This window comes from Bacillus bingmayongensis, assembly GCF_000299035.1.
Classification (GTDB): Bacteria; Bacillota; Bacilli; order Bacillales; family Bacillaceae_G; genus Bacillus_A; species Bacillus_A bingmayongensis.
The window spans coordinates 313,424-338,009 of the sequence record NZ_JH921519.1 but is presented as its reverse complement, the minus strand read 5'-3'; the positions used below and the strand labels follow the sequence as shown (position 1 = coordinate 338,009).

24 protein-coding genes are annotated in these 24,586 nt (G+C 39.7%); all 24 read left to right on the top strand.

Annotated elements, in window-relative coordinates; genetic code table 11:
* The first annotated feature begins 276 nt into the window (after positions 1 to 276).
* The 24 genes from Y7E_RS0122765 (at position 277) to mreB (ending at position 24,547) form a co-directional block, all read left to right on the top strand.
* Positions 277 to 645, top strand: coding sequence for an NADH-quinone oxidoreductase subunit A (locus Y7E_RS0122765; RefSeq protein ID WP_000024631.1), 369 nt, complete (start codon positions 277 to 279; stop codon positions 643 to 645).
* A complete protein-coding gene (gene nuoB / locus Y7E_RS0122760) occupies positions 636 to 1,154 on the top strand; it encodes an NADH-quinone oxidoreductase subunit NuoB (protein WP_017153544.1) in 519 nt (172 codons plus the stop codon). Before Y7E_RS0122765 ends, nuoB begins: the two co-directional genes overlap by 10 nt.
* Positions 1,151 to 2,464 carry an NADH-quinone oxidoreductase subunit C gene (locus Y7E_RS0122755; RefSeq protein WP_017153543.1) on the top strand — a complete coding sequence of 438 codons (1,314 nt, stop codon included), beginning with the start codon at positions 1,151 to 1,153 and terminating at the stop codon, positions 2,462 to 2,464. Before nuoB ends, Y7E_RS0122755 begins: the two co-directional genes overlap by 4 nt.
* Positions 2,465 to 2,468: 4 nt before the next feature.
* A complete protein-coding gene (nuoD, locus tag Y7E_RS0122750) occupies positions 2,469 to 3,569 on the top strand; it encodes an NADH-quinone oxidoreductase subunit NuoD (RefSeq protein ID WP_017153542.1) in 1,101 nt (366 codons plus the stop codon).
* On the top strand, positions 3,569 to 4,570 hold the full coding sequence (gene nuoH / locus Y7E_RS0122745) for an NADH-quinone oxidoreductase subunit NuoH (RefSeq protein ID WP_017153541.1): 1,002 nt from the start codon (positions 3,569 to 3,571) through the stop codon (positions 4,568 to 4,570). Before nuoD ends, nuoH begins: the two co-directional genes overlap by 1 nt.
* Before the next feature lie 24 nt (positions 4,571 to 4,594).
* On the top strand, positions 4,595 to 5,014 hold the full coding sequence (gene nuoI / locus Y7E_RS0122740) for an NADH-quinone oxidoreductase subunit NuoI (RefSeq protein ID WP_017153540.1): 420 nt from the start codon (positions 4,595 to 4,597) through the stop codon (positions 5,012 to 5,014).
* Positions 5,011 to 5,535 (top strand): NADH-quinone oxidoreductase subunit J, encoded by a 525-nt coding sequence (locus Y7E_RS0122735; protein WP_017153539.1) that lies wholly within the window; start codon positions 5,011 to 5,013, stop codon positions 5,533 to 5,535. The genes nuoI and Y7E_RS0122735 overlap by 4 nt, the downstream gene beginning before the upstream one ends.
* On the top strand, positions 5,528 to 5,842 hold the full coding sequence (nuoK, locus tag Y7E_RS0122730) for an NADH-quinone oxidoreductase subunit NuoK (protein WP_017153538.1): 315 nt from the start codon (positions 5,528 to 5,530) through the stop codon (positions 5,840 to 5,842). Before Y7E_RS0122735 ends, nuoK begins: the two co-directional genes overlap by 8 nt.
* A gap of 27 nt (positions 5,843 to 5,869) precedes the next feature.
* Positions 5,870 to 7,732: an NADH-quinone oxidoreductase subunit L gene (gene nuoL, locus Y7E_RS0122725; protein WP_017153537.1), complete on the top strand. Its 1,863-nt coding sequence runs from the start codon at positions 5,870 to 5,872 to the stop codon at positions 7,730 to 7,732.
* Positions 7,729 to 9,231: an NADH-quinone oxidoreductase subunit M gene (locus Y7E_RS0122720; protein WP_017153536.1), complete on the top strand. Its 1,503-nt coding sequence runs from the start codon at positions 7,729 to 7,731 to the stop codon at positions 9,229 to 9,231. The genes nuoL and Y7E_RS0122720 overlap by 4 nt, the downstream gene beginning before the upstream one ends.
* A gap of 7 nt (positions 9,232 to 9,238) precedes the next feature.
* Positions 9,239 to 10,753, top strand: coding sequence for an NADH-quinone oxidoreductase subunit NuoN (gene nuoN, locus Y7E_RS0122715; protein ID WP_026049316.1), 1,515 nt, complete (start codon positions 9,239 to 9,241; stop codon positions 10,751 to 10,753).
* 218 nt (positions 10,754 to 10,971) lie between these two features.
* The gene (locus Y7E_RS0122710; RefSeq protein WP_017153534.1) at positions 10,972 to 11,208 is read left to right on the top strand and encodes a DUF1146 family protein; all 237 of its coding nucleotides are present in this window, start codon (positions 10,972 to 10,974) and stop codon (positions 11,206 to 11,208) included.
* Between the two features lie 52 nt (positions 11,209 to 11,260).
* Positions 11,261 to 11,968 carry a YwmB family TATA-box binding protein gene (locus Y7E_RS0122705; RefSeq protein WP_017153533.1) on the top strand — a complete coding sequence of 236 codons (708 nt, stop codon included), beginning with the start codon at positions 11,261 to 11,263 and terminating at the stop codon, positions 11,966 to 11,968.
* Positions 11,969 to 12,003: 35 nt separating this feature from the next.
* Positions 12,004 to 13,308 carry a UDP-N-acetylglucosamine 1-carboxyvinyltransferase gene (gene murA, locus Y7E_RS0122700; RefSeq protein WP_017153532.1) on the top strand — a complete coding sequence of 435 codons (1,305 nt, stop codon included), beginning with the start codon at positions 12,004 to 12,006 and terminating at the stop codon, positions 13,306 to 13,308.
* 474 nt (positions 13,309 to 13,782) lie between these two features.
* Complete coding sequence (gene spoIID / locus Y7E_RS0122695) at positions 13,783 to 14,796, top strand: stage II sporulation protein D (RefSeq protein WP_017153531.1); 1,014 nt, start codon at positions 13,783 to 13,785, stop codon at positions 14,794 to 14,796.
* Between the two features lie 913 nt (positions 14,797 to 15,709).
* Positions 15,710 to 17,326, top strand: a complete 1,617-nt coding sequence (locus Y7E_RS0122685; protein WP_017153529.1) for a long-chain fatty acid--CoA ligase — start codon at positions 15,710 to 15,712, stop codon at positions 17,324 to 17,326.
* Positions 17,327 to 17,484: 158 nt separating this feature from the next.
* On the top strand, positions 17,485 to 18,492 hold the full coding sequence (locus tag Y7E_RS0122680; RefSeq protein ID WP_017153528.1) for a LytTR family transcriptional regulator DNA-binding domain-containing protein: 1,008 nt from the start codon (positions 17,485 to 17,487) through the stop codon (positions 18,490 to 18,492).
* A gap of 190 nt (positions 18,493 to 18,682) precedes the next feature.
* Positions 18,683 to 19,525: an ABC transporter ATP-binding protein gene (locus tag Y7E_RS0122675; RefSeq protein ID WP_017153527.1), complete on the top strand. Its 843-nt coding sequence runs from the start codon at positions 18,683 to 18,685 to the stop codon at positions 19,523 to 19,525.
* Positions 19,525 to 20,232 (top strand): ABC transporter permease, encoded by a 708-nt coding sequence (locus tag Y7E_RS0122670; protein ID WP_017153526.1) that lies wholly within the window; start codon positions 19,525 to 19,527, stop codon positions 20,230 to 20,232. Before Y7E_RS0122675 ends, Y7E_RS0122670 begins: the two co-directional genes overlap by 1 nt.
* Before the next feature lie 162 nt (positions 20,233 to 20,394).
* A complete protein-coding gene (locus Y7E_RS0122665; RefSeq protein ID WP_017153525.1) occupies positions 20,395 to 21,498 on the top strand; it encodes a stage II sporulation protein SpoIIQ in 1,104 nt (367 codons plus the stop codon).
* A gap of 141 nt (positions 21,499 to 21,639) precedes the next feature.
* The gene (locus Y7E_RS0122660; RefSeq protein ID WP_017153524.1) at positions 21,640 to 21,774 is read left to right on the top strand and encodes a hypothetical protein; all 135 of its coding nucleotides are present in this window, start codon (positions 21,640 to 21,642) and stop codon (positions 21,772 to 21,774) included.
* Between the two features lie 165 nt (positions 21,775 to 21,939).
* A complete protein-coding gene (locus Y7E_RS0122655; protein ID WP_017153523.1) occupies positions 21,940 to 22,779 on the top strand; it encodes a polysaccharide deacetylase family protein in 840 nt (279 codons plus the stop codon).
* 331 nt (positions 22,780 to 23,110) lie between these two features.
* Positions 23,111 to 23,383: a sporulation transcriptional regulator SpoIIID gene (gene spoIIID, locus Y7E_RS30240; RefSeq protein WP_016112657.1), complete on the top strand. Its 273-nt coding sequence runs from the start codon at positions 23,111 to 23,113 to the stop codon at positions 23,381 to 23,383.
* A 162-nt stretch (positions 23,384 to 23,545) separates the two neighbouring features.
* A complete protein-coding gene (gene mreB, locus Y7E_RS0122645) occupies positions 23,546 to 24,547 on the top strand; it encodes a rod shape-determining protein (protein ID WP_017153522.1) in 1,002 nt (333 codons plus the stop codon).
* Positions 24,548 to 24,586: the final 39 nt, after the last annotated feature.

Here is a 24,586-nt window from a genome sequence, read left to right as displayed (position 1 = left end):
TCTTACACATTTAAGATGCATTGTAAAAATGAAGAAGATTTAAGTGATCATTTAACTAGTTTAAATTACTGTACACCAAGTAACTAAAAGGAGTAACCCTATCATATGTTACTTGGTTTTTCTTTTTCCCAATATATCGACATAGGAATTTGAAGTTTGCTATAATGATGATAATAGTTGCATTATTTAGAAAAATTTAAAAATAATAAATAATGCAGGTGAGACATATTGTTTACTAAGTGAACTTGTTCTTAATTTAGAGGGGAGGGTTTCAGGGTGGCGAATGTATATGAAAATAGTTATATGATTGTTGGTATCTTTTTACTATTGGGCATATTGCTGCCGGTAGTGGCTCTTACGTTAGGGAAGCTGCTGCGCCCACATAAACCAAGTGCAGCGAAGGCAACGACGTATGAAAGTGGAATTGAGCCTTATCATGATGCAAATGTTCGTTTTCATGCTCGTTATTATATTTTTGCATTATTGTTTGTCATTTTTGATGTGGAAACCGTATTTTTATATCCGTGGGCCGTTGCATATGACAAGCTTGGCTTGTTCGCACTTGTTGAAATGTTGATTTTTGTCATTATGCTACTCGTTGGTTTGGCGTATGCTTGGAAAAAGAAGGTGTTACAATGGCTATAAATTTCGAAGAGCTACATCCACAGGAACGGGCGGAATTAGAGAGAAATATCTTCTTTACAACATTAGAGCAGGTGAAGGGATGGGCGCGTAGTAATTCTTTATGGCCGATGACATTTGGACTTGCATGCTGCGCGATTGAAATGATGGGAGTAGGTTCGTCTCACTATGATTTAGACCGGTTTGGATCATTTTTCCGGACATCGCCGAGACAATCAGATGTCATGATTGTTTCAGGAACAGTGACAAAGAAAATGGCACCAATTGTGCGTCGTTTATACGATCAAATGCCAGAACCGAAGTGGGTTATTGCGATGGGGTCCTGCGCGACAGCTGGTGGCCCGTATGTGAACTCGTACGCTGTTGTGAAAGGAGTGGACCAAATCGTACCGGTAGATGTGTACATTCCAGGTTGTCCCCCAAACCCGGCTGCTTTAATTTACGGGATTAATAAATTAAAAGAGAAGATTCGTTACGAAGCAAAGACTGGAAAGCAGGTGACGAATAGATGAGCGATCCAAATAAAGAGATAGAGGATATGAAAAAAGAGGCCGCAAGACATGCAAGAGAAGAAGCGCGGAAACGGCTTGCTGCTAAACATGAGGCGGAAATGTCTACAGATGAGGTACAAGAAAAAGTAAAAGAGAAAGCGCTACCAAAAGATGGTGAGTTAAGTATAGAGGAATTGAAAGCAGCCACATCAGCAAAGCAAAAAGTGTCAGAAGGCGGAGAGATATCGGAAGAGGAGAAGGCAAAAGCGAAGGCAAAGGCAGCCGCAGCGGCGAAAGCAAAAGCGGCCGCGCTAGCAAAGCAGAAAGCGTCAGAAGGCGGAGCGACATCGGAAGAGGAGAAGGCAAAAGCGAAGGCGAAGGCAGCCGCAGCGGCGAAAGCAAAAGCGGCCGCGCTAGCAAAGCAGAAAGCGTCAGAAGGCGGAGCGACATCGGAAGAGGAGAAGGCAAAAGCGAAGGCGAAGGCAGCCGCAGCGGCGAAAGCAAAAGCGGCCGCGCTAGCAAAGCAGAAAGCGTCAGAAGGCGGAGCGACATCGGAAGAGGAGAAGGCAAAAGCGAAGGCAAAGGCAGCCGCAGCGGCGAAAGCAAAAGTAGCCGCGCTAGCAAAGCAGAAAGCATCAGAAGGCGGAGCGACATCGGAAGAGGAGAAGGGAAAAGCGAAAGCGAAGGCAGTTGCAGCGGCGAAAGCAAAAGCGGCCGCGCTAGCAAAGCAGAAAACGTCAGAAGGTGGAGCACCATCTGACGATGAAAAGGCGAAGGCAATCGCAGCAGCAGCTGCCAAGGCAAGAGGTGCTGTAGGCAAGAAAGAAGAAGAACCGAATCAGGAAGAACCATCACCGAATCAGCCATATTTGGATGCTTATGTAGAGATTATTCAGGAGAAAATGGGTGAACATTTATTAGAAGATTACCATATTAATAAACTTTCAAAGGATGTGCCAACGCTTGTTATTAAGCCGGAAAGTTACTACGAAGTGATGGAATTATTAAAGTGCCATGAAGGACTTGCCTTTGATTATATGTCGGAGCTGCATGCGACGGACTTTGTTACACATATGGAAGTGTATGTTCACTTGTTTTCGTATGGTAAGAAACAGTCTGTGGCGGTGAAGGTGAAGCTGGATAGGGAAGCGCCGCAGGTGGCATCGATTGCGCCGCTATGGAACGGGGCGAATTGGCCGGAGCGAGAAGCGTATGATTTACTTGGTGTTGTCTTTGAAGGGCATCCGAATTTAACGCGTATTTTAATGCCAGATGATTGGGCGGGACATCCGCTTCGAAAAGATTATGAGCCGCTCGATGTGGAGGTGTAGCAATATGATCCGTACAGAAGAAATGCTTTTAAATGTAGGACCACAGCACCCGAGTACGCACGGTGTATTTCGGCTTGTTATTAAAATTGATGGGGAAATTATTAAGGAAGCTACACCTGTCATTGGTTATTTACACCGCGGAACAGAGAAAATCGCAGAGAGCTTGCAGTATACACAAATTATCCCTTATACAGACCGAATGGACTATTTATCAGCGATGACAAATAACTATGTGATCTGTCACGCTGTTGAGACGATGATGGGCCTTGAAATTCCAGAGCGTGCAGAATATTTAAGAGTACTTGCGATGGAACTTGGCCGCGTTGCGAGTCACCTCGTCTGGTGGGGAACAAACCTTCTTGATATTGGAGCGGTTAGCCCGTTTCTATACGCATTCCGGGAGCGAGAGATGATTATCAATCTCTTAAATGAACTTTGTGGTGCGCGGCTAACGTTCAATTACATGCGAGTGGGTGGTGTAAAGTGGGATGCACCGGATGGTTGGATTGAGAAGGTTCGGGAGTTTGTTCCATATATGAGAGAACAATTGAAAGGCTATCACGACCTTGTGAGCGGAAATGAAATTTTCTTAAATCGTGTGAAGGGCGTCGGAATATACAGCGCGGAAGATGCACTTTCTTATTCGCTGAGCGGGGCGAATTTACGCTGCACAGGCGTGAAGTGGGATCTTCGTAAGGATGAGCCGTACTCTATTTATGAGCGCTTTGATTTTGATGTTCCGGTAGGTACGGTCGGAGATGCATGGGATCGTTACGTTTGCCGAATGGAGGAAATTGAGGAATCCCTCAAAATTATTGAACAAGCGGCTGAGCAATTCCCAGCAGAAGGGCAAGTACTGGCGAAAGTGCCAAAAATTATTAAGGCGCCAAAGGGAGAGGCATTTGTCCGCATCGAGTCACCGCGCGGAGAAATTGGCTGTTATATTGCTAGTGAAGGGAAGAAAGAACCGTATCGCTTAAAATTTCGCAGGCCATCTTTCTACAACCTTCAAATTTTACCGAAGCTTTTGAAGGGCGAAAATATCGCGAACTTAATTACGATTTTAGGTGGCGTTGATATTGTGCTTGGGGAGGTTGATGGGTGATGATGGAGCGTCTCTTAGAGTCATCGGCGAGTTGGACAAATTTTTTCATTTTTTTCGGATTAGCGGTCCTCCTACTATTTGCCGTCCTTGGATTTGTTACATATGGGATTTTAGCAGAGCGAAAGGTGATGGGATTTATGCAAGGGCGGATTGGTCCGAATCAGGTCGGCGGCAGATTCGGTTTACTGCAAACAGTTGCTGACGTTTTAAAGCTTTTATTAAAAGAAGACAGCATTCCGAAAGCTGCAGATAAGCCGCTGTTTATATTGGCGCCTGTTATCGCATTTGCACCAGCTTTTATGGTGCTTGCGGTCATTCCATTTACGGATAAATTTCAGTTTGCAGATATTGGAGTAGGGCTTCTTTACTATATCGCTGTATCAGGTATTACAACGATTGGTGTTGTGACCGGGGGATGGGCATCAAACAATAAATATTCACTTTTAGGCGGGATGCGTGCGGCGGCGCAAATGATTTCCTATGAAATTCCGCTTGTAATGAGCGTAATTGGCGTGGTCTTATTAGCTGGCAGCCTTAATTTAAATGAAATCGTAGCAGCGCAGGAGAAGGTTTGGTACATTTTTGCGCAGCCAATCGGCTTTGTGATTTTCTTAATCGCAGCGGTTGCAGAGCTCAACCGGACGCCGTTTGACTTACCAGAGGCGGAATCGGAACTTGTTTCTGGATATCATACGGAATATTCAGGGTTTCGCTGGGCATTCTTTATGCTTTCTGAATACGTATACTTCTTTGGCATGGCTTCGCTCATTACGGTGCTCTTTCTAGGAGGATGGAATCCAGTTATGTTCCTTGGCTTTATTCCTGGAGCTGTATGGTTTGCCTTAAAGTTTAGCGCGGTAGTTTTTCTGCTTATTTGGTTCCGCGTCACGTTCCCACGCCTGCGAGGCGATCAATTGATGGAGTTTGGCTGGAAGGTATTATTGCCAATCGCGCTTGCAAATATTTTCTTAACGGCATTGATTAAAGAATTGTTCTTCTAATCTAAAAGGGGGTGCCACTAAGATATGAAAGGACTATTTAAAGGATTAAAGTATACACTCAGCAACTTAAGCAAGAAAAAAGTAACCTACGATTATCCCAATCAACCATTGCCACTACCAGATCGCTTTCGAGGGATTCAAAAGTTTTATCCAGAAAAATGTATTGTTTGTAATCAATGTGCCAACATTTGCCCCACTGATTGTATTCAACTAACAGGAAAGAAGCATCCGGACCCTACGAAAAAAGGAAAAATCATTGATACGTACGATATTAATTTTGAAATTTGTATCCTTTGCGATTTATGTACAGAGGTTTGTCCAACCGAGGCGATTGTTATGACAAACAATTTTGAGCTAGCGGAGTATACGCGTGATGATTTGTTTAAAAATTTGCAGTGGCTAGATGAAAATGATGAGAACGTCAGAAAGGAGAATAAAGCATGAACGGCGAGTTGGTAGCATTTTTTGCCTTGTCCTTAACGGCGATCATCGGCGGGATTCTTATGCTGAACTTAACGAAAGTTATGCACATGATGCTCGCCCTTGTGTTTACGTTTCTTAGCATTGCGGGGTTGTACTTTCTCTTATCGGCAGAGTTTGTTGGAATCGCGCAAATTTTAATTTATTCTGGGGCAATTACGATTATTATGATTTTCGGCATTATGCTAACGAAACATGACGCTGAAAGTGAATCTAGTTTTAGTTTTCGTAAATTGCTTATCTTTTTTGCAGTAGTAGCGTTTGGCACGGTGATGTACTTTGCTGTTAATAATATAGACTTTACAAATCGAAGTGTACAAGGAAGCTTACCGCTTCATGAACAAAATACACTTCAAATTGGCACACTCTTGTATTCGAAATATGTCATTCCATTTGAATTAACGTCGGTTATTCTACTTGTTGCGCTTGTTGGGGCAATTGTACTTGCGAAGAAGGATGAGAAAGAGGGGGATTCCAATGAGTAGTGTTCCAGCTTCCGCCTACTTAGCTCTTGCAATTATTTTATTTTGCATCGGTTTATTCGGGGCTTTAACAAAGCGGAATACGGTCATTGTCTTAGTTTGTATTGAACTGATGTTAAATGCGGCGAACTTAAACTTAGTTGCTTTTAGTAAATTAGGCTTTTTTCCGAATTTAACAGGACAAATCTTTTCACTGTTTACGATGTCCGTTGCGGCAGCTGAAGCGGCAGTTGGACTTGCAATATTAATTGCGTTATATCGTAATCGTACAACAGTTAACGTAGATGAAATGGATTCGCTGAAAGGTTAATTGTGACCGAAAAGGGGGAAGGAAACGATGATCGATTATGCATGGCTCATACCGCTTTTCCCGCTTGCCTCGTTTTTTTTGCTCGTTATGTTTGGGGAAAAATTGAGAGAAGGAAGCAGCTTACTTGGCATCTTTCTCACATTTCTTTCCTTTGTGGGTGCGGCGACTGTATTAATAGAACGGTTTTCATCGGAGACAGTAAAGCATCAGTGGTTATGGCTCCGAATTGGTGATGTAGATCTTTCGTTTGGTTTTGAGATTAACGCATTAAATGCTTTGATGCTTTTTATTGTGACACTCGTTAGTTTCCTTGTACATGTGTATTCAAAAGGATATATGCATGGCGATGAGAGGTTGCCCACCTTTTATGCGTATTTAGGGCTCTTTACATTTGCGATGCTTGGGCTTGTCATCTCAACGAATTTACTACAGCTCTATATATTTTGGGAATTAGTTGGACTTGGATCATTTTTACTAATTGGCTTTTATTTCTTTAAAGAAGAAGCAAAGGCTGCTGCGAAAAAAGCGTTTATTATGACGCGTATTGGAGATGTCGGTTTATTTATTGGGATGATTTTACTCTTCTGGCAGGCTGGTAGCTTCGAATATGAAGTTATCTTTAAAGCGATGAAGATGGGAGATATATCACCTACCATGATAACACTCACGGCAATTTTAATCTTTATTGGTGCTATGGGGAAATCAGGGCAATTTCCGCTTCATACGTGGTTACCAGATGCGATGGAAGGGCCAACGCCTGTGTCGGCACTCATTCACGCGGCAACGATGGTCGCGGCAGGTGTGTACTTAGTGGCAACGATGTTTCCGCTATTCTCGGCAAGTCCTGTGGCGATGCAAACAGTCGCGATTGTTGGCGCCTTTACCGCAATCTTTGCTGCGTCCATTGGTCTCGTACAAACGGATATAAAAAGAGTCCTCGCATATTCAACAGTAAGCCAGCTCGGCTATATGATGCTCGCGCTTGGCTCGGCAGGATACGTGGCTGGCGTCTTTCATTTAACGACACATGCTTTCTTTAAAGCATTGCTTTTCTTAGCGGCCGGAAGCGTCATTCATGCAGTGCATACGCAAAACATTAATGAAATGGGCGGATTGCAGAAGAAAATGAAAGTGACGGGGATACTTTTCTTAATCGGCACGCTAGCAATTAGTGGTGTTCCCCTTTTCTCAGGTTTTTTTAGTAAAGATGAAATTTTGGCTAGGGCGTGGATGCACGGCAATTATGTGTTGTTTGTCCTCGCGGTTATCGCGGCATTCTTAACGGCATTCTACATGTTCCGGTTATACTTTCTCGTTTTTACAGGAGAAGAAAAGAAAGAAGCGAATGTGCATGAATCTCCGCGCGTCATGACATTCCCGATGATTGTCCTTGGTATTCTTGCAGTTTTGGCAGGTTACATCAATACGCCATGGTTTGGAACATTCCTTGGGGACTGGCTTACAAAGAATGTCCCGTTTCAAGTAGAGCAAGGTCATGGTCCTGTGTGGATTATGATTATTGCGACACTCGTTTCGTTTGCGGGCATTTTCTTGGCATATCTCATCTATGGAAAACGCTCCATCTCTAGAGAGTGGGCTGGCGGAAGAGAAACAGTCTTATATAGCCTCCTTAAGGAAAAATATTATGTAGATGAAATATATAATGTGACTGTGCTCCCACTCGTAAAAGGAATCGCTTATGTGCTTCGCTTATGTGAAGTATATATTGTGGAAGGAATCGCCCGGTTAATCGTAGGTATTGTGAGAGGAGCAAGCACTGCGGGTTCTAAACTTCAAAACGGAAACGTACAAGTATACGGAACCGCGGTAGCTGTTTCTTTGGCGGCATTAGTTGTCATTCTGTTATATACAGGGGGGTATTGGCAATGAATGCATTCTTATTATCGTTCTTCATTTTCTCCCCGCTTCTAGGGATTCTCTTACTTATGTTAACACCGAAAACGGAAGTGCGTGCAGTGCGAGGCCTCGGTTTGTTCGGAACAATTCTTCCGCTTGGCATCGCGATTGTTTTAGTTAGTACATACGCTTCCGGAAAGAGCTTAACGATCTTTGCTGAAAAGGTGAAATGGATTCAATTTGGAAGCTTTCTGAACGTAGATGAAAAGTTGTTTTCTATTTATTATGAGCTTGGCATCGATGGGTTTTCGCTTGTAATGATGATGCTCACAGCGCTTTTAGCAACACTTGCGGCAATTGCTGCCTTTTCCATTCAAAAAAATATAAAAGGCTTTTATATGCTCTTATTAACACTTGAAATTGGGATGCTTGGTGTCTTTGCAGCAGAAAATTTACTTCTATTCTTTGTCTTCTTTGAAATTACATTACCACCGATGTTTTTGCTTATCGGAAAGTGGGGGAAATTGAAAAGTGAAAAAGCCTCCTATAGTTATTTGATTTATAACGGAATTGGATCAGCAATTTTACTCATCGTTTTCTCTATCCTCTTTGCAAAAACGGGTACAACAAATATTACAGCGTTAAAAGATATTTTGACTGGGGCGGAAACATCGCTCCTAGGCGATATTTCAAATTCATTGCAGCTTGGATTATTCATTGCCCTTATGATTGCCTTTGCTATTAAGCTACCGGTATTTCCTTTGCATCGCTGGATGGTGAACGTGCATGTAGAGGCCCATCCTGCAGCGGTGATGCTCCATGCAGGTGTTCTGCTCAAAATCGGGGCATACGGCATTGTTCGCTTTGGGAAAGGGCTATTCCCGGAGCAGTTTCATGACTTTGCAACGTTTATGGCGATTTTAGGAGTAATCAATTTGCTGTACGGTGCTTTTCTGGCGATGATTCAAACAGATTTCCGAAAGGTACTCGCCTACTCCAGTATTTCGCATATGGGAATCGTGTTAATGGGACTTGCGGCACTTAACGAACCCGGCATGAAGGGAGCGCTATTTCAAGTCGTATCCCACGGCTTAATTGCAGCCTTACTATTTTTCTTGCTCGGCATGATTGAGCAGCGCTTCGGCACTTCTGACATTACGAAGCTTGGCGGCCTCGCAAAACAAGTTCCGGTGTTAAGTGGTTTCTTATTAGCAGGAAGTATGGCTTCGCTTGGCCTCCCAGGAATGTCTGGATTTGTTAGTGAGTTTCTCGCATTCCTCGGACTATTTCAAGGGAAGCCAATCATCGCAGCAATTGGTGCACTCGGCATCATTTTAACAGCAGTATATGTCTTAAGAGCGACGCTTCAAGTGACATTTGGGAAGAAGGAATTGGAAGCGAGGCCGGATGTTCGCGGCTGGGAATACATTCCGATTGTGCTCCTCTTTACTTGTATTATCGCAATCGGTGTTATGCCAGAGTTGCTCGGGGCGCCACTACAATACACAGTGAAAATATTGGGGGTGAGATAGGATGGATATGAATACATTACTTATCTTATCTTGGCACTTAATGGTACCGGAGTTCATCATTCTTGGGGCGGCCATCCTTCTCTCGCTTCTTGATTTATTTCTAAGGTTTGATCGTAAGTATTTAGGGATTGGTGCGATTGGAGCTGCGGTGTTATCACTTATCGCATTAATTACACTATATAGTGAACCAGCTGGGGACATTTTAAGTGGCTCGTTTGTACTAGATGGGTTTGCAAAAGGGTTTAAAACGTTACTATTAATTGGAGCAATCCTCGTTTTATGTATGGCGATGAGCGATGATAAAAAAGAGCCGATTCAAGATAAAGGAGAATATTATTACTTATTTCTAATGGCAGTTCTCGGGGCGATGTTCATGGCGTCTAGCGTCGATTTTATTACGCTCTTTATTGGCCTAGAGTTGTTATCACTGTCTTCGTATATTTTAGTGGGGATTCGAAAGAAAAATCGTGCTTCGAATGAAGCGGGGATGAAATATGTCATTAATGGCGGAATTGGGACGGCCATTACGCTCTTTGGAATGAGCTATTTATATGGTATTACGGGATCGACTAATATAGTTGCTATGCAGGAAGTTCTCATGCAAGGCGTGGATGGGAGCATCGGGCTTTTGTTATCACTTGCTTTCTTGCTTCTGTTTGTTGGTTTATCCTTTAAAATTGCGACAGTGCCGTTTCATATGTGGGCACCGGATGTATATGAAGGGTCCGCGGTACCTGTTACAGCTTTCCTCGGGACAATCTCTAAAATCGCTGGGTTTATTATGATGATAAGATTGTTCCTTATGGTATTCGGCGCTATACCGGTTCATGGAAGTGAGCAATCAGTATTCTCTAATATGAGCGTATATATTGCTGTACTGGCCATTATTACGATGATCATAGGTAATGTCGTAGCGTTAAAGCAATACAGCGTGAAGCGTCTGTTTGCCTATTCTGGCATAGCACATGCTGGATATTTACTCGTTCCGCTTGTAGCGTTATCGCCATTTACGATGGATAGTATGTGGTTTTATATGCTGGCATACGTGCTGATGAATATAGGAGCTTTTGCAGTCATCCATGGATTAATCTTACAAAGCGGAAAGGAAAATATAACAATTTTCTCCGGTTTATACAAACGCTCTCCGTTTGGCGCCGCAGCGATGACTATTTTTATTCTATCTTTGGCAGGAATTCCAGGAACAGCTGGTTTTATCGGAAAGGTTAACATTTTCTTAAGCGCCTTTACAGCGAGTCCAGCTCATTACGTGCTAGCATCAGTCATGATGGGCACAACGGTTATCTCATTCGTATATTATTTCCGCATTTTGCAGCAAATGTTCTTTCGAAAGAGTAGTGAAGAAGACCCGGTACACTTACCGTTCAACTTGAAAGTTGTTATTAGTTTTTGCGCAATTGCAACCGTATTACTCGGGATTCTACCGGCAATTGGTTACAATTTCTTCTATGAATATTTTCCATTAATGAAAGATTTCTTCTTTACTGGGAACGTGGTACAATAGTGAAAATAAAAAGTGTAGAGTTACTGCTCTACGCTTTTTATTGTGGAGCTCTATTAGTACGAGAGATGTTCCAAGCAAAATAGGTAGTGCCCCTTTAGCTTCTTTCGAAGGGAAAACTTTATACTGCCTATTTAGGCAGGAAAAAGTGTGGTTTCCATTTGTATGGGATCGTTTTGCATCCTAAGTGATGGTAAGCCAAACAAAAGGAGTCGATTTTTTTGGCGCAACTTTTAGGGCAACAAGCACTGATTGCGATTGTTTCGCATTTATTGTTTATTACCATTACGTGGTGGGCCTTACAAGGTATCCATATCGAACGCCTGATGAAATCTGGAAAGGTATTGCAGACGAGGGTTTTACTCATTCTTGTTACGATCGCAATCGGGACATCTGTCAGCAACTTTTTCCTTGATTATTTAGGGTATTCGAAGAGTTTAACGTATTTAGTAAAGTAAGTGTATAGAACCTCATATCTCCGTTAACAATGGGGATAGGAGGGGATGAAACTTGAAAACCTTGAAAACAATTCTTATTGTTGTCGTAAGTATTGTCGTATTCTTGGTCGGGTATAAAGAGATAAAGCCCGTAAGTGACGAAGAGAAAATGGAGAGTATGATCGCAGCTCTTGAAAAAAACGGAACAGAGGTAGAGCGGTGGTCATGGTTAGCACGAGAAACCAAAACCATTTCTAACATACATACGTTTCAAAAATTGTTAAATGAATTGAAAGAAAAAGCGAATGTTCAAAAATGGGAATTGGAGCAATCTCATAACGGATATAAAGCCACAGCATACAACAAATTTTCTTCTCATGAAGAACGAATAGTAGTCACTTGGAGTAATGAAAATACTAAAGAAAACACTTTCATTATCTTTGAAGTGAGTGGGGCAAAATGGGATCCTAAAAATATTCAAAAAATGGATAAAATTTTTAGTACAAAACCTAAAATTTACACTTGTGTTCAAGGTGTACTGGATGATAAGATTGAAGGTGTTTTGCAAAATAAAACCAATCAGGTTTTGAAAGATCTTTCAGCAAGAGCGATCGAAGAGATAGAAGAAAGAGCATTTGTGTCAGTCTCGGCATATAATAAAAAGTGGAATGACGCTCTTTCAACAAATAGAGAGAAAATCAATGTGCAAATAGCAATACGTTCTACAGACAACAAAGATACAATTGTGGTTGGCACACCGATCATAACTTCTGAGTATTGAATAGATATTGAAAAAAGGACACGGAGGGGAATAAATTGGAAAAAATCATCGTCCGTGGCGGAAAGCGGTTGAACGGCACAGTGCGTGTTGAGGGCGCGAAAAATGCTGTATTACCAATAATCGCTGCAGCCCTATTAGCGAGTGATGGAAAGAATGTACTATCTGAAGTACCAGTTTTGTCTGATGTATACACAATTAATGAGGTATTACGTCATTTAAATGCTGAAGTCGTATTTGAAAATAACCAAGTAACGATTGATGCTTCAAAGGATTTAAATATTGAAGCACCATTTGAATATGTACGTAAAATGCGTGCGTCCGTTCAAGTAATGGGACCACTATTAGCACGTAATGGCCGTGCTCGTATTGCACTTCCTGGTGGATGTGCAATTGGTTCACGTCCAATTGACCAACATTTAAAAGGCTTTGAAGCAATGGGAGCGAAAGTAAAAGTTGGTAATGGATTTGTTGAAGCTTATGTAGATGGACAATTACAAGGCGCGAAAATTTACTTAGACTTCCCAAGTGTAGGTGCAACAGAAAACATTATGTCTGCTGCTACATTAGCAAAAGGGACAACAATACTTGAAAACGCAGCGAAAGAACCAGAAATCGTTGACTTAGCTAACTTCTTAAATGCAATGGGAGCAAAAGTACGCGGAGCTGGAACTGGAACGATTCGTATCGAGGGCGTTGATAAATTATATGGTGCACACCATTCTATTATTCCTGACCGTATTGAAGCAGGGACGTTTATGGTTGCAGCAGCAATTACTGGTGGAGACATCTTAATTGAAAATGCTGTACCAGAACATTTACGTTCTATCACAGCGAAAATGGAAGAAATGGGTGTTAAGGTTATTGAGGAAAATGAAGGCGTACGTGTTATCGGCCCAAGTAAATTAAAAGCCGTTGATATTAAAACAATGCCTCATCCTGGTTTCCCAACAGACATGCAATCACAAATGATGGCATTGTTATTACATGCTGATGGAACAAGCATGATCACAGAAACGGTATTTGAAAACCGCTTCATGCATGTTGAAGAATTCCGTCGTATGAATGCAGATATTAAAATTGAAGGTCGTTCTGTTATTATGAATGGACCTAACAACTTACAAGGTGCAGAAGTAGCAGCAACTGACTTACGTGCTGCAGCGGCATTAATTCTAGCTGGTTTAGTATCAGACGGTTACACACGTGTAACAGAATTAAAACACCTTGATCGTGGATATGTAAACTTCCATGAGAAATTAGCTGCATTAGGTGCAACAATTGAACGTGTAAACGAAAAAGTAGAAGAAGTGAAAGAACAACAAATTTCTGATCTTCACGCTTAATTGAAATCGTCTCTATGTCTTTTGACATAGGGGCGATTTTTTTTCTATTACTGTTATAGTCAAGAAACACCCAACTTATGCACGTTTCAGTAAAAATATTTCGAAAATTCGTTTGTTTGAAAAGAAGCTTTGCTGCTACTTGCTATTAGAAGAACTTCCTCCCGATATGTTCTAAAAGCTCGCTATGCTCCATAAGAATGAAATGAATCCAATTTATCCCGCTATTTTAGGGCAGTAAGACTCCCACCTCAAAATTCAGCAAAAGCATTGTCCAGCTCTAGCGGCTAGAATCTCTGGTCTTTTCGCCCTCTCAGACGAGGCAAAAAGCGCCTCTCTGTCGGGAGCTCCAACGTCTTGCGATTCTGAGCGAGCCGCTTCCGCTTTTCTAAAGAAGTTAGGTGGGAGACGGGCTACCCGTAAGAGCCCAATTGGTACGGGCTGATTAAGGTTTCACTTTATATCGGAGGGAAAAAGATGAAAATTTCAAAGCCACTTTTCATTACAGTAGCGCTCTTAGTGGCGCTCGTCATTATTGTACCGACCGTACTTGTCATTCCGTTTACGAAAGAGAAGATAAGTCAGTCGCCTCAAAATCCTCCAGCCGTTCAAAATGTGCCAGCTCCTGCAAAGGTAAATACTGCTGTGCAAGTTGCTGTGTATCGCAGTCAGCAAAAGAAGGTAGAAACAGTGCCGATGGAAGAGTATGTTGCAGGTGTAGTAGCTTCTGAGATGAATGCTAGCTTTGAAATAGAGGCATTAAAGGCACAGGCATTAGCGGCAAGGACATTTATTGTACAGCTTATGCTAAGTGGAAGTAAGAAAAATAATGCGGATGTGACAGATACGGTGGGTGATCAAGTCTACCATAGTAAAGAAGAGTTAAAGAAAACATGGGGCAAAGATTATGAGAAAAACTTGAAGAAGATTGAAGAAGCTGTGTCTAAAACAGCCGGACAAGTTTTAACTTATGAAGGTACTCCCATTACAGCGTCCTTCTTCTCAACAAGTAACGGCTATACGGAAAATGCTGCAGACTACTGGGGAAGGGACTTACCATATTTGAAAAGTGTAGACAGTCCATGGGATCAAACTGCTCCAAAGTTTGCGAGTGAACAAACATTTACTGTAGATGATTTTCAAAAGCGTCTTGGCGTAAAGGTGCTTGCGAATGGGAAAGTCGGTAATATTAAAGAACGTACAGAAGGAAAACGGGTGAAGGATGTAGAGTTTCAAGGAAAAACGTTAACAGGAAAAGAAGTGCGCGACAAATTAGCTTTACGTTCTTCTGACTTTACATGGAAACAACAAGGAAAGAGCATTGTCGTCACAACGAAAGGATATGGTCATGGTGTTGGTATGAGCCAGTACGGTGCCAACGGAATGGCGAAAGAGGGAAAAGGGTATACAGAAATTGTTGCTCATTACTATAAAGGTATCGAAATTAAAACGCTCAACGATTATGAAGGAAAGTTAATGGCGAAGAACTAAATAAGAAGTAGTACTGAGTCCATCATACTAGATGGACTTTTTTCTAGCTAATGATGAAAATTACTCTTTTTACTTGCTTCATATGGATGATTGCATAGAGTTATTCTTTTTAATCCGTATTTTATCTACTAAGGAATAATGTGATATTCATAAATGAATAAGCTCATAAAGAAAAAGAGTCCTCTTATGCCTATAGGATTCTTTTTCTTTAACAAATTTTGCTCATACAAATGATCTGCATATCAAAAACACTTTGATATGCAGATCATTTGTATAATAAATATTAAAATAATTGCGGAGTAATGAACTTACATTACTGCTTTTAAAAGTTCTTGTACTAATGGGATTACGCCACCGATAAATTTTAATACAGCCATTGTGATTTCCATATGATTACCTCCTGTTTGTTTAAATATTAAAATATCTAAAATCTCGATACTCTGATTATAGTAAGCGCTTTCGATTTTATCAATGTGTTTTTAAATGCAATTTTGCATAATGAATTAGAAATCAAATAATAAATAATTCATGTGGTAAAATATTACTTGTGGATGCGTTCTATAAAGCAGAATTGATTTTAAAACTTAGCTTTAGTCTCTCTTGTATGTGTATACTGACAATCTTGTAAAAATAAATGATTCTGTTTTATAGGATGTATTTACGTATAGTAGAGGGAATTAGGATTTTAATACGCAAATTATTAAGGTAGTTCAAGTCGAAGGAAGGAGATATCCACAAGTAGCTATTCAGCTACTTGTGGATATCTCCTTGTTTTTTGAAGGTAAGAAAGTTAGATAATAAGATGTCATTTTTTGTAGAAAACAAAAGAAAGCTTACCATATTTTGTCTAGTACTGCCGTGTTATAATACAGATGTATGTGTATATATAAAATAATAACAGGGGGCATGAAATATGATGATGGATGTACCACTCCTCATTCCAGCGATGATGGAACGGGCGGAGAAGTATTTTTCAAAAAAGGAAGTTGTCTCGCGCACTGCATCTCGTATTCAAACATTGACGTACGGAGAGATTGCGAAGCGGACAAGACGGCTTGCTAGTGTACTAAGTAAAATGGGGATTGATAGAGGGGACAAAGTTGGAACAATCGCTTGGAACCATCACCGCCATTTAGAGGCGTATTTTGCGATTCCAGGAATTGGGGCGGTGTTACATACGATTAACTTACGGCTCTCTGCAGATCACATTTCTTATATCATTAACCACGCCGAAGATAAAATCATTCTTGTTGATGAAGATATGGTTCCTGTATTAGAAAGCATTCAACACGAAATTCCTCATGTGAAAGCATTTATTATTATGACAGATGATCAAGAACTACCTCACACAACACTATCACCAGCATATCATTACGATAAACTACTTGAAGAAGGCGACGAAACATTTCCATTTATAACAGACTTAGATGAAAAAGAACCTGCAGGTATGTGCTACACTTCTGCAACGACGGGAAAACCGAAAGGCGTGGTGTATACACACCGTAGTATAGCACTCCATAGTTATACGCTCGGCCTTGTAGACGGCGGTAATATATCAGAAGTAGACATTTGTATGCCTGTCGTTCCGATGTTCCATGTAAACGCATGGGGACTTCCTTTTGCTGGTACATGGTTTGGAACAACGCTCGTCTTACCAGGGCCACACTTTACTCCGGAAATTTTAGCACAGCTTATTGAACGTGAGAAGGTGACGATTACCGCTGGCGTACCAACAATTTGGATTGGCCTATTACAAGAGCTTGAAAAGTATTCGTATGATATTAGTAGTATTCGTACGATTTGGTCAGGTGGATCAGCAGCACCGAGAAGTATGATTCGCACATATGAGGAGAAATACGGAATTGCTTTTAGGCAAATATATGGGATGACCGAAACAAGTCCAGCTGTTGTCATTAACTGCCCAAAATCATATCAGCGTGATTTACCGAAAGAAGAATATTATGAGTTACGCTCCCGCCAAGGTTACTTATTCCCAGGTCTTGAAATGAAAGTCATTGGTCCAGAAGGGGAAATCAAGTGGGATGGTGAAGAAATGGGCGAGCTTTGCTTGCGCGGACCATGGATCGCTGGAAGCTACTATAATGATGAACGGACTGAAGAATCGATGAAAGACGGATGGCTGCATACAGGAGACATTGTAACAGTCGATCCGGAAGGGTTTATTAAAATTGCTGACCGTACGAAAGACTTAATTAAAAGTGGCGGCGAATGGATTTCCTCCGTTGATTTAGAAAACGCCTTAATGGCACATGACAAAGTATTAGAAGCATCCGTCGTTGCCGTGCCGCATGAAAAATGGCAAGAACGTCCTGTTGCTTGTGCTGTATTAAAAGAAGGACAAACAGTAGAACAAGAAGAGCTCTATGCATTATTAGAAGACCAGTTCCCAAAATGGTGGCTGCCAGATGATATCTTATTTGTCGAGGAGATTCCAAAAACATCTGTCGGAAAGTTTTTGAAAAGAGCGCTTCGTGATCAGTTGAAGAGCTATATGGTGAAGCAGAAATAACGATTGTATGTCGCTTGTTTTTGTATTTATCGGCGATTCGACAAAAAAGGAGCTAATCTGAATTAGCTCCTTTTTGTTTTTGGGATGAATACCATAATTTTCCGTTAGTTGTTTGGTATTTGGTATAATGAAATAAAAACTCATCTGGAGGAGAAAGAATGGCGTTACTGGAGCTAAAACAATTGGGGAAGACAAATCAGTTACCGATGGTTCAGCTAGAAATTGAAAAAGGACAATGTGTTGTGCTGCAATGTAACAATCATACTGCGAAAGTTTTGCACCGCATTATGATTGGTGAAGAAGAAGCGTCTGCAGGGAGTGTCTTATTTGATGGGGAGCCAATGGGAAAGAAAGTTTACTCGCGCATTGGTTTTTGTTTTTTAAAAGATGAAGCATATGATCGTTTGAAAGTGAAAGAATATTTTGCTTTTTTATCCGGATTATATGAATCGAATATTAGCATAGAAGAAGTTGTCCAACATGTTGGTTTACTCGATAAGATGAATGTCAAAATCGAAAAGCTTTCCTTTTCCGAAAAACGTCGTCTTCATATTGGCCGGGTTATCATTCATAACCCAGATCTAATCATTTTTGAAGAACCCGAACAAAATGTAGATATCGAAAGTACAATTATCATTCGAAAAGCAATCATGCGGTTGAAAGAACAAGGGAAGGCCATCTTTATTACATCATCCTTTTTGTCGGATGCACTCTCTTTAACAGAAGATGTGTATATATTAAATCAAGATGGCGTTAAAAAAGTAGAAATTGAGCAGGAAGAAGATGAAGAGATAGATCCAGAAAAAGTTGTCCAAATGATTCCGCAAATGAAGCTTGAAAGAATCCCGGCAAAAGTGAGCGATAAAATCATTTTACTTGATCCAACGGAGATTCACTTTATCGAAACGCAAAATGGAACGACGCATATTCATGTTCGCGAAGGGGACTTTGTTTGTGCGTTAACATTAAGTGAATTAGAAGAGAGATTAAAAGGATTTGGATTTTTTAGATGTCATCGTTCTTACCTTGTTAACTTACAGCGTGTACGAGAAGTTATCACTTGGACTCGTAATAGCTTTAGTTTAATTTTAGATGATGAACGAAAAAGTTCCATTCCACTTTCGAAAGGTCGAATGGATGAATTAAAAGATGTTATTGGACTGTAATTATGCGCTAGTGGGACAGAAATAGGATTCATTCACCGGTAAAAATACGCCTTTTACCGGTATTTTACTGCGTAATCCCTTTGTTTTTCATATGATTGAGTCAAGAAAAGCAAACACAACAAGCCGAGGCGGCAAACGAGTCGCTGAAGCTAATTTTATCTATAGAAGAAAAAACAAAGGGGATGACGAAATGACATTGGCAATTGAAATGAAGGATGTAATGAAAACCTTTAATGAGAAAACGGCACTTCGAAATGTAAATATTGAAGTAAAGCAAGGGGAGATCTTCGGGTTTCTTGGACCGAGTGGATCAGGAAAAACAACAACAGTGAAAATTTTAACTTCCCAATTGCTTCATAGTGTTGGAAAAGTGAGAGTACTAGGAAAGGATATTACAGGACCAAGCAGCATCGATTATAAACGAATTGGCATTTTAACAGATAATAGCGGTTTATATGAAAGACTTAGCATTTATGATAACTTACTATTATTTTGTGACTTATACGACTGCAAAAAAGAACGAATTGATGAAGTGCTATCGCAAGTGAATCTATTAGAAGATAAAAAAACATCAGTCAAAAAATTATCAAAGGGGATGAAGCAACGTGTTACGTTAGCACGAGCAATCCTGCATAAACCAGATATGCTCTTCTTAGATGAACCAACGTCCGCGCTTGATCCAGTGAACGTTCAAAACATTCATAATATCTTAAGAGATTTAAATAAAGAAGGAACAACAATCTTCTTAACAACGCACAACATGGATGAAGCAGAAACACTTTGCGACCGCATTGCCTTCTTATGCGGCGGAGAAATTGTAGCGCTTGATACACCAGAAAATCTCCGTTTACAATATGCAAAAAACAAAATTGAAGTTGTTTTAAAAGATAAGAAAAAAGAAACCGTGCAAAAAGATGAATTAGGGGCAAAACGGATTTCAGAATGGATGAAAAAAGGTGAATTATTATCGATTCATTCGCATGAGCCGACTTTGGGGGATATTTTTATTGAAGTAACTGGGAGGGGATTATAATGACATTTTCAATGAGACGTGTATCAGCAATTTTTCGGAAAGAGGTACAGGATTTTAAGTCAAATTCACAAGTATTGTTAATGGCGGCAATGCCACTTGTATTTGCTTTCATATTTAGCCGGTTTGGTCAAGGATCTGGAGCCGGTTTAGGAACAATTATACTTATGACGTTTCTATTTGTTGCGGGATTTGTTCAATCTATGGTTATTGCAGAAGAGAAAGAGAAACATACGTTACGTGTGTTAATGTTATCCCCAGCGTCTTCGTCTGAAGTACTCATTGGAAAAAGTATATTAACAGTATGTATTACGGTTGTCATTTGTATTGCGAACTTATTCATTCTAGATCAGTTAGATGGAAATCTTCCGTTATTAGGTTTTCTGTTTCTATGTGGAACACTCCTATTTATCATAATCGGTACAATAATTGGGCTACTTGCTTCATCTGTACCGCAAACATCACTTATTGGAATGCCAATTTTAATGACGCTTTATTTAGCGGTCCAATTTGAGCCACTTGTTGAAAATAAAACAATAAAAACGGTGATCGGATATCTTCCAACCTTTCATATTGATAAGGCACTTCAAAGTTTAGTAAAAGGTAATGGATTTAGCAGTATTAGTGGTGATCTGTTGAATATACTCGTTTGGTTTGTAATTGCTTTACTTGTATGCCTCTTCGTTTACAAAAAGAAACAACTAGACTAAAAAACTGAGCCAAAGCGCTCAGTTTTTTCTTTTTTCTATCATTTCCTCGGAAATTTTGTAATTTCTATACATATATTTACATATTTTGTCGAAAAGTAATTAGTTATAGGTTGTATAGGATGAATGAATATTGTTCAAAATGATTGCTGAGGTGATGATAGAATGCGAGGAAGGAATAATAAAAAGTCGCGAAAAGTAGTTCATTTATTTCAAAAACGGTGGGTATTTCCGGCAATCTATATTGCATGTGCAGCGGTAATCTTGACGGTTGCTCTATGGTTCCAGGCAGCTAATCCAAAGAAAGCGCCTAATAAAGAGCAAGCAACGCCGTATAGCCAAACGGAAGATCCAGGAATACCGGTAACGAAGTCTTCAGAAGTTGTGAAAATGCCAGCTGCAGCGAATGCAGAAGTTGTTGTGAAGAAGAAGTTTTATGAGGATGCAGCAACAGAGGAGGAGCAAGAACAAGCACTTGTCTTTTATAACAACACATATTCTCCTAATAAAGGAATCGATATTGCTGCGAAAAATGGGAAAGAATTTGATGTTACAGCTGCTTTAAGCGGTACAGTAACAAAAGCGGAAAAAGATTCACTTCTCGGTTATGTTATAACAGTTGATAATGGAAATGGTCTTGCGACATCTTATCAAAGCTTAGGCAGTGTAAAAGTAGAAAAAGGTGCAAAAGTTGCACAAGGTGAAGTGTTAGGAAAATCCGGCTTAAGCGCAATGAATAAGGAAGCAGGTTCCCATGTACACTTTGAAGTACGTAAAGATAATGTAGCTGTCAATCCAGAGCGTTACCTTAACAAACTTGCGACAGATGTAAAAGCAGAAGCAGGAGCAGCAAAAGCGACAAATGGTTCTGCTGATGAAAAGGCAACAAACAGCCAAACAGAAGACAAGCAGCAGAAGGAAGAGAAGTCAACAAACGGTTCTGCTGATGAAAAGGCAACAAACAGCCAAACAGAAGACAAGCAGCAGAAAGAAGAGAAATCAACAAATGGTTCTGCTGATGAAAAGGCAACAAACAGCCAAACAGAAGACAAGCAGCAGAAAGAAGAGAAATCAACAAATGGTTCTGCTGATGAAAAGGCAACAAACAGCCAAACAGAAGACAAGCAGCAGAAGGAAGAGAAATCAACAAATGGTTCTGCTGATGAAAAGGCAACAAACAGCCAAACAGAAGACAAGCAGCAGAAAGAAGAGAAATCAACAAATGGTTCTACGGAATCATCTAGCGATTCTTCTTCTACGCAAGAATAGTAAAATGAAAAAATCAGTTCTTACTAGGGGGACTGATTTTTTTACTATTATATAAAAATAATTCGTTTTTCGGAAAAAATAGCAATAACAAGGAAATTGGACAGAATTCTCGAATATATATTAAGAAAAGGAGGGGATTCTGTGTCATTTTTATTTGTTCTGTCGATTGCTCTTATTTTATTGTTTATTTTATTTACTTTATATTATTACATTGCTAGTAAGAAAGAAGTTCCCCACCATCAATTACTAGAAGAAGAATGTGATCGAGAAGAATGACACTCCTATAATTAGCGGGTGTCTTTCTTTTTATACACCTATTGGAATTTCCAACTTTTAAACGTATAATACTAATTGTGATTTTTACATAAGAAAGCAATATTGAGGTGCAGTGTAATTTTAAAAATACTGCGTTTTTTGTTGTGTTTGAGGGGGAGTTTTAGATTGAAAGCTAGAGAGAGTAAAGGTTCAAAAAAATTATTTATTTTTATTGCTGCAGCAGTTGTGTTGATTGGTGGAATCTTATTTGCTGTTTTTAGTAAAGGTAGTGAAGAACAAAAAATCCCAGTTTTGACTTATTATTATTTATCAAAGGATAAAGATAAAAAGGTAAGCCCAGAACTGAAAAATCGGAACACAGCTTTATCTGTTGAAATGTTTGAAAAGCAAATGAAATATTTGGCTGATAATAAGTATCATGCTCTTACATTAAAAGAATTTAATGAGTTTATGAAAGAAAAAAAGAAACTTCCTGAAAAAAGTGTTTTAATTACTTTTGATAATTCATCAAAATCAAATTATGTATATGCATATCCTGTTTTGAAAAAATATAAAATGCATGCAGTTTCGTTTGCGGTTACTTCTAAAATCGTAGACAAAGAACAAAAATTGAATGTTCAAAAAGTCCAACCATTAAGTAAAGTGGAAATGAATAAAATGAAAGATGTCTTTGAATTTGGAAGTCACACACATAATCTGCGTGATGATGTTAATGGTTCACCAGCTTTAACAAGTAAAACAAAAAATGAAGTTAAAAATGATATGGCAAAGAGTCAACAAATCTTAAAAACAAAATATATGTCATATCCATTAGGGAAATACAATAAAGAGACTATTGAAGTGTTAAAGGAATTGAAAATGTCTTTAGCATTTACTAGTTCGCAAGGTTATGCAACATCAGAACAGGATCCATTAGAAATTAAGCGTTGGTCCATTTCTACGGATACCACAATGAATCAATTTTCCAAAATTGTTTCCGGTGAGCAGAAAGCTACTAAAAAATAATATATTAAAAATGAATTGATTCATTTTTATGAGATACCAAAAACACATGAGAAGTTTATATAAAGCTTTTTATGTGTTTTTTTATTTAAAAAATAAATTTTTGTCATCTTAGTCCTCAAAAATACTCAACTTGTAGCATATATCAGTAATGCGAGCAATACAATGATATAAACCAATGCAAAGAGAGTGTTTGAGGTGAGAAATCGTGAATCATTTCATTATAAATTCCAGAATGCTTAACGCTTACAAACAGCACTCGAATTTACTTCTTAGTCATATGCAGCGAGTCTCATTTCACACTTCTCACATCCAATATAGGGAGGCGAGTGGTGTGCACGATTACATCAAAGAGAGAACTATCAAGATTGGCAAGTATATCGTGGAGACAAGAAAAACAGTTCGTGTGATTGCGAAAGAGTTTGGAGTATCAAAGAGTACAGTTCATAAAGATTTGACAGAACGTTTACCAGAAATTAATCCAGAGCTCGCAAATGAAGTGAAAGAAATTCTAGATTATCATAAGTCGATTCGCCATCTAAGAGGCGGGGAAGCGACGAAGCAGAAGTATCGAAAAGAAGATACAGAAAAAATCGTGCGGCAATAATTTATGATATGGCAAACATTCCTTGATTATTACGGAACATTTTTCAGAAGAATTATCTTTTCAAATATTACGTTTCCGTTAAAATTATGATAAAATCAGGAATTAGGTGTAATAGAATTCGGGTACAACCTGATTTTGAATATCAAGGAGGAAAAAACAGGAATGTTTGCGAGAGATATCGGAATTGACCTAGGCACGGCTAACGTATTAATTCATGTAAAGGGTAAAGGGATCGTTTTAAACGAACCGTCTGTTGTAGCAATTGATCGCAATACTGGAAAAGTATTAGCGGTAGGTGAAGAAGCAAGAAGTATGGTAGGACGTACACCTGGTAATATTGTAGCGATTCGTCCGCTTAAAGATGGTGTAATCGCAGATTTTGAAATTACAGAAGCAATGTTAAAGTATTTTATTAACAAACTGGACGTGAAGAGCTTCTTTTCAAAACCTCGCATTTTAATTTGTTGTCCAACAAATATCACATCTGTCGAACAAAAAGCAATTCGTGAAGCTGCTGAACGTTCAGGTGGTAAAACAGTATTCTTAGAAGAAGAACCAAAAGTATCTGCTGTTGGTGCTGGTATGGAAATCTTCCAACCGAGCGGAAATATGGTTGTTGATATCGGCGGGGGTACAACAGATATTGCCGTACTTTCAATGGGTGATATTGTTACCTCCTCCTCTATCAAAATGGCCGGTGACAAGTTTGATATGGAGATCCTAAACTATATTAAACGCAAGTATAAGTTATTAATCGGGGAACGTACATCAGAAGATATTAAAATTAAAGTCGGTACAGTATTCCCAGGTGCACGTAGTGAAGAACTTGAAATTCGTGGACGTGACATGGTAACAGGCTTACCACGTACAATCACAGTATGTTCAGAAGAAATTACGGAAGCACTAAAAGAAAACGCTTCTATCATTGTACAAGCTGCAAAAGGTGTATTAGAGCGTACACCACCAGAACTATCTGCAGACATCATTGACCGCGGTGTTATCTTAACAGGCGGCGGCGCATTACTACACGGTATCGACATGCTTCTAGCAGAAGAATTAAAAGTACCAGTACTAATCGCTGAAAATCCAATGCACTGTGTTGCTGTTGGTACAGGTATTATGTTAGAGAATATTGATAAATTGCCACGTCGTATGTTGAAGTAAAATTAAAAATTTATAAAAGAAATAGTAAAAAAGTGCCAA

Bases quoted from the DNA above. Each gene is read 5' to 3' on its own strand.
- Y7E_RS0122665 (WP_017153525.1), top strand. From the start codon at position 20,395: ATGCGAGGAAGGAATAATAAAAAGTCGCGAAAAGTAGTTCATTTATTT.
- Y7E_RS0122755 (WP_017153543.1), top strand. From the start codon at position 1,151: ATGAGCGATCCAAATAAAGAGATAGAGGATATGAAAAAAGAGGCCGCA.
- nuoD (WP_017153542.1), top strand. From the start codon at position 2,469: ATGATCCGTACAGAAGAAATGCTTTTAAATGTAGGACCACAGCACCCG.
- Y7E_RS0122675 (WP_017153527.1), top strand. From the start codon at position 18,683: ATGACATTGGCAATTGAAATGAAGGATGTAATGAAAACCTTTAATGAG.
- Y7E_RS0122685 (WP_017153529.1), top strand. From the start codon at position 15,710: ATGATGATGGATGTACCACTCCTCATTCCAGCGATGATGGAACGGGCG.
- nuoL (WP_017153537.1), top strand. From the start codon at position 5,870: ATGATCGATTATGCATGGCTCATACCGCTTTTCCCGCTTGCCTCGTTT.
- Y7E_RS0122670 (WP_017153526.1), top strand. From the start codon at position 19,525: ATGACATTTTCAATGAGACGTGTATCAGCAATTTTTCGGAAAGAGGTA.
- nuoN (WP_026049316.1), top strand. From the start codon at position 9,239: ATGAATACATTACTTATCTTATCTTGGCACTTAATGGTACCGGAGTTC.
- mreB (WP_017153522.1), top strand. From the start codon at position 23,546: ATGTTTGCGAGAGATATCGGAATTGACCTAGGCACGGCTAACGTATTA.
- nuoH (WP_017153541.1), top strand. From the start codon at position 3,569: ATGATGGAGCGTCTCTTAGAGTCATCGGCGAGTTGGACAAATTTTTTC.
- nuoB (WP_017153544.1), top strand. From the start codon at position 636: ATGGCTATAAATTTCGAAGAGCTACATCCACAGGAACGGGCGGAATTA.
- nuoI (WP_017153540.1), top strand. From the start codon at position 4,595: ATGAAAGGACTATTTAAAGGATTAAAGTATACACTCAGCAACTTAAGC.
- Y7E_RS0122720 (WP_017153536.1), top strand. From the start codon at position 7,729: ATGAATGCATTCTTATTATCGTTCTTCATTTTCTCCCCGCTTCTAGGG.
- Y7E_RS0122735 (WP_017153539.1), top strand. From the start codon at position 5,011: ATGAACGGCGAGTTGGTAGCATTTTTTGCCTTGTCCTTAACGGCGATC.
- spoIID (WP_017153531.1), top strand. From the start codon at position 13,783: ATGAAAATTTCAAAGCCACTTTTCATTACAGTAGCGCTCTTAGTGGCG.
- nuoK (WP_017153538.1), top strand. From the start codon at position 5,528: ATGAGTAGTGTTCCAGCTTCCGCCTACTTAGCTCTTGCAATTATTTTA.
- Y7E_RS0122680 (WP_017153528.1), top strand. From the start codon at position 17,485: ATGGCGTTACTGGAGCTAAAACAATTGGGGAAGACAAATCAGTTACCG.